This window comes from Roseateles sp. P5_E11 (assembly GCF_054049355.1).
The window spans coordinates 1-4,643 of the sequence record NZ_JBFUMO010000467.1; the positions used below are offsets into that span (position 1 = coordinate 1).

Here is a 4,643-nt window from a genome sequence, read left to right on the forward strand (position 1 = left end):
CTGCGGCGCCTCTTCCAGCGCGGCTTCGACGGCCAGCTCCCAGGCATCGGGCAGCTTCTCGCCCTTGGCCGAGAAGAACTTGATGCCGTTGTCGGCAAACGGGTTGTGCGAGGCGCTGATGACGACGCCGAGATCCAGGCGCAGCGCGCGCGTCAGGTAGGCCACACCCGGGGTCGGCAGCGGGCCGGTCAGCAGCACATTCACGCCGGCCGAAGCGAAACCGGCCTCCAGTGCGGACTCGATCATGTAGCCCGAGATGCGCGTGTCCTTGCCGATCAGCACCGTGGGCCGCTCGTCCGTCTTGCGCAGCACGCGACCGACGGCATGGCCCAGGCGCAGCATGAAGTCCGGCGTGATCGGGTCCTGGCCCACCGTGCCCCGAATGCCGTCGGTTCCAAAATACTTGCGGGCCATCGAGCTCTTCCTTCTTATTTCGTGGCAGGGATTGTCGCCGCATCGACCGCGGCCCAGACCTTGAGCGCGTCCACGGTGGCGGCGACATCGTGCACACGAATCACGTTCGCGCCTGCGCTGACGGCCCGCAGCGCGGCGGCCAGGCTGGCCGGCAGGCGCTGGTCCACCGGCCGACCGGTGATGTCGCCCAGTGTGCGCTTGCGCGACCAGCCCACCAGCAGCGGATAGCCCAGCCCGGCCAGGCGTTGCTGCCCGGCCAGCAGCTGGAGGTTGTGCTCGGCGCTCTTGGCAAAGCCATAACCCGGATCCAGCGCGACGGCATCAGCCGGGATGCCCGAATCTCGCGCAGCTTGCGCGCGTTGGGCGAGAAAGGCGCCGACCTCGGCCACCACATCGCCGTAGACCGCCAGCTCCATCATCGACGCCGGCTCGCCGCGCATGTGCATCAGGCAGACACCCGCACCGCTGCCGGCCACAGCCGCCAGCGCGCCGGGCAGTTGCAGGGCCTGCACGTCGTTGACGATGTCCGCACCGGCATCCAGCGCGCGGCGCATCACGTCTGGCTTGTAGGTGTCGACCGAAACGGGAACGCCTAACGTGACCGCCGCGGCCAGCACCTTGTCGATACGCGCCCATTCGCTGCCGGCATCGACGCGCGGCGCGCCGGGGCGGGTGGACTCGCCACCGATGTCCAAGATGTCGGCGCCTTCTGCCACCAGGCGCTCGCAGTGCGCGATGGCGGTCCGGGTGTCGTCATGCCGGCCACCGTCGGAAAAGGAATCCGGCGTCACGTTGACGATGCCCATCACGCGCGGGTGGCTCAAATCAAGGCGGAAGCGGCGGGTCTGCCAATGCATGGGCGGCTCGGAATGGAAAACGGGCCCGGTGGAAGCCGGGCCCGTCGTTGGGGTGGGGATCAGGCCGCGGCGGGGGCGCCGTCGGTGCTGACCGGCGGCGTGCCACCACCGGTCGGGCCGCTCGGGGTCGGCTTGTCGTCAGGCGCGCGTGGGGGGCGGCCGGCCATGATGTCCAGGATCTGGTCGCGGTCGATGGTTTCCCACTTCATCAGCGCCTCGGTCATGGTCTCGACCTTGTCGCGGTTGTCCTCGAGGATCTTCTGCGCGACGGCGTACTGCTGGTCGAGGATGCGGCGGATCTCGCCGTCGACCTTCTGCTGCGTGCTCTCGCTGATGTTGGCCGTCTTGGTCATGCTGCGGCCGAGGAAGACTTCGCCCTCGTTCTCGGCATAGACCATCGGGCCGAGCACCTCGCTCATGCCGTAGCGCGTCACCATGTCGCGGGCCATGCGGGTGGCGCGTTCGTAGTCGTTGGATGCACCGGTCGAGATGTCGTGGACGAACAGGTCCTMGGCAATGCGGCCGCCGAACATGATGCTGATGCTGTTGAGCATCTGCTTGAAGTACAGGCTGTGCTGGTCACGCTCAGGCAGCTGCCAGGTCACGCCCAAGGCGCGCCCGCGCGGCATGATGGTGACCTTGTGAACCGGGTCTGTGCCGGGCAGCAGCTCGGCGACGACGGCATGACCAGACTCGTGGTACGCCGTGGCGCGCTTCTCGTCCTCGGTCATGACCATGCTCTTGCGCTCGGGGCCCATGTAGAGCTTGTCCTTGGCGCGCTCGAAGTCGATCATTTCCACCAGGCGACCATTGCGGCGCGCGGCGAACAGGGCAGCCTCGTTGACGAGGTTGGCCAGGTCGGCACCGCTCATGCCAGGCGTGCCGCGGGCGAGGATGGACGCGTTGACGTCCTGGCCGATAGGCACCTTGCGCATGTGCACGTTCAGGATCTGCTCGCGGCCGCGGATGTCCGGCAGCGTGACATAGACCTGGCGGTCGAAGCGGCCGGGGCGCAGCAGCGCGGGGTCGAGGATGTCGGGTCGGTTGGTGGCGGCGATGACGATGACGCCGAGATTGGTCTCGAAGCCATCCATCTCGACCAGCATCTGGTTCAGCGTCTGCTCGCGCTCATCATTGCCACCGCCCAGGCCTGCGCCGCGATGGCGGCCGACGGCGTCGATTTCGTCGATGAAGATGATGCAGGGCGCGCTCTTCTTGGCCTGCTCGAACATGTCTCGCACGCGGGCCGCGCCAACGCCGACGAACATCTCGACGAAGTCGGAGCCCGAGATCGTGAAGAAGGGCACCTTGGCTTCACCGGCGATGGACTTGGCCAGCAGCGTCTTGCCGGTACCCGGAGGGCCGACAAGCAACACACCACGCGGGATACGGCCGCCGAGCTTCTGGAATTTCTGCGGATCCTTCAGGAAGTCGACCAGTTCCTTGACCTCTTCCTTGRCTTCATCGCAACCAGCGACGTCGGCGAAGGTGACGGTGTTGTTGGCCTCGTCCAGCATGCGGGCCTTGGATTTGCCGAAGCTGAATGCCCCGCCCTTGCCGCCACCCTGCATCTGGCGCATGAAGTAGACCCAGACACCGATCAGCAGCAGCATCGGCGTCCAGTTGATCAGCATGCTGACCAGGAAGCTCTGCTCTTCACGCGGCTTGATGTCGAACTTGACGCCGTTATTGCGCAGGTCGCCGACCAGGCCACGATCCTGGTAGGTGGCCAGCGTGCGCAGCTTGTTGCCTTCGGTGTCTTCGGCGTAGATGTCACCGGTGATGCCGTCGGGCAGCGTCGCGGATTTGATCCGGCGCGCCTGGACGAGATCCAGGAACTCGGAATAGGTCACCTGCTTACCGGGTGCCGTGGTGCCGCCGAACTGCTTGACGACCGTGAACAGCACCAGCGCGATCACGATCCAGACGGCGAACTTCGAAAACCATTGATTGTTCACTGCGACTCCTTGGCCCTGATGGCCCAGCGCGGGTTTCAGGACAGTGGGGGCGATTTTAGGGGCGGCAAGGGGCCTACCCCTGTAATCAGCGGTTTTTCAGTCCCATGCCCACCAAGAATGTCTCGGAAGAGCGGATGCGGGAGGCTTTGGGCTTCACGACCTTGAAGACCTTGAAATGTGTTTTGAAGAGGTTCACGAGCTCGTCGTAGCCGCTGCCATGGAAGACCTTGGCCACCAGCGCGCCCTCGGGCTTGAGGTGGCTGCTGGCGAAATCGACGGCCAGCTCGACCAGGCCGGAGATGCGGGCGGCATCGGTGGACGCAATACCCGACATATTGGGCGCCATGTCCGACACGACGACGTCCACCGGACGGCCGGCCAGAGCCGCCTCCAGCTCTGCCAGCACCGCGTCCTCCTGAAAATCGCCCTGGATGAACTGCACGCCTTCGATGGGCTCGAACTCCAGCACGTCCAGCGCAATGATGCTGCCGTTGAGCTGCCCCACCGCCGCCCCGCCCCGCCCCGCCTCCGTGGGCGCGAACCGGCGGCGCAGATACTGGCTCCAGGCACCGGGCGTGGCACCCAGGTCGACGACGATCTGGCCCGGGCGGATCAGCTTCAGTTCCTCGTCGATTTCCTTGAGCTTGTAGGCCGCGCGCGAGCGGTAGCCGTCCTTCTGCGCCTGCTGCACATAGGGATCCGAGACATGGTTGTTCAACCACGCCTTGTTGAGCTTCTTGCTTTTGGTTTGAGTTTTCATGCCTACGGGATAATACGGGGATGCCTCAAATCATCCTGACCCCTGCCCAGCGCAAGGACAAACGCTCCGACGCCCACCATCTCGACCCGGTCGTGATGATCGGCGGCGATGGCCTGACCCCCGCCGTCGTGAAGGAAGTGGACCTGGCGCTGAAGGCTCATGGCCTGATCAAGGTGCGGGTGCTGGGCGACGACCGCGCTGCGCGCGAAGCCATGTTCGCCCAGCTCTGCGACGAGCTGAACGCCGCGCCCATCCAGCACATCGGCAAGCTGCTGGTGCTGTGGCGGCCGATTCCGGAGAAGGCAGCCGCCGAGCGCACCGACGCCCGGCCCGGCCCGCGCGTGGTCAAGATCGTCAAATTCTCCAAGAGCGGCAATGGTCGGCCCCAGGTCACCAAACTCAAGGTGCTGGGCAACCAGCGCGTCGCCCAGGGTGGCGAACTCAAGCGCGCCAAGCGCCGCATGACCAGCGTCAAGAAGAACGTCGCGGACTGATCCAGGCCAGGGCCAGCACCGCCAGGCCCTTCACGCCGAAGAACGCGAGCGAAGCACCATGCAGCGCCGCGAAGGATGCGACCCCGGCGCCGGCCTTCGCGTCTGCCATCAGCGGTTGCAGGCCGTAGTAGCCGGCAATCGTGCAGAACAGGGCCACGAC

4 protein-coding genes and 2 pseudogenes are annotated in these 4,643 nt (G+C 66.0%); 1 reads left to right on the plus strand and 5 read right to left on the minus strand.

The genetic code is table 11. The features are described 5' to 3' along the window. The 4 genes and pseudogenes from glmM to ACXJKR_RS24725 form a co-directional block, all read right to left on the minus strand. Positions 1-414: pseudogene (gene glmM, locus ACXJKR_RS24710) on the minus strand (phosphoglucosamine mutase); the annotation flags it as partial. 14 nt (positions 415-428) lie between these two features. Continuing rightward, positions 429-1,271 carry a dihydropteroate synthase gene (folP, locus tag ACXJKR_RS24715; RefSeq protein ID WP_056195457.1) on the minus strand — a complete coding sequence of 281 codons (843 nt, stop codon included), beginning with the start codon at positions 1,269-1,271 and terminating at the stop codon, positions 429-431. Between the two features lie 59 nt (positions 1,272-1,330). Continuing rightward, the gene (gene ftsH / locus ACXJKR_RS24720) at positions 1,331-3,229 is read right to left on the minus strand and encodes an ATP-dependent zinc metalloprotease FtsH (RefSeq protein ID WP_457325069.1); all 1,899 of its coding nucleotides are present in this window, start codon (positions 3,227-3,229) and stop codon (positions 1,331-1,333) included. 85 nt (positions 3,230-3,314) lie between these two features. Continuing rightward, the gene (locus ACXJKR_RS24725; RefSeq protein WP_056195451.1) at positions 3,315-3,989 is read right to left on the minus strand and encodes an RlmE family RNA methyltransferase; all 675 of its coding nucleotides are present in this window, start codon (positions 3,987-3,989) and stop codon (positions 3,315-3,317) included. Positions 3,990-4,009: 20 nt separating this feature from the next. On the opposite strand from ACXJKR_RS24725, the gene ACXJKR_RS24730 reads away from it, so the two are divergent. Next, positions 4,010-4,483: a YhbY family RNA-binding protein gene (locus tag ACXJKR_RS24730; protein WP_056195448.1), complete on the plus strand. Its 474-nt coding sequence runs from the start codon at positions 4,010-4,012 to the stop codon at positions 4,481-4,483. Here ACXJKR_RS24730 and ACXJKR_RS24735 read toward each other — a convergent pair. Continuing rightward, a pseudogene (locus ACXJKR_RS24735) lies at positions 4,461-4,643 on the minus strand (DUF4149 domain-containing protein); the annotation flags it as partial. The gene ACXJKR_RS24730 and the pseudogene ACXJKR_RS24735 overlap by 23 nt on opposite strands.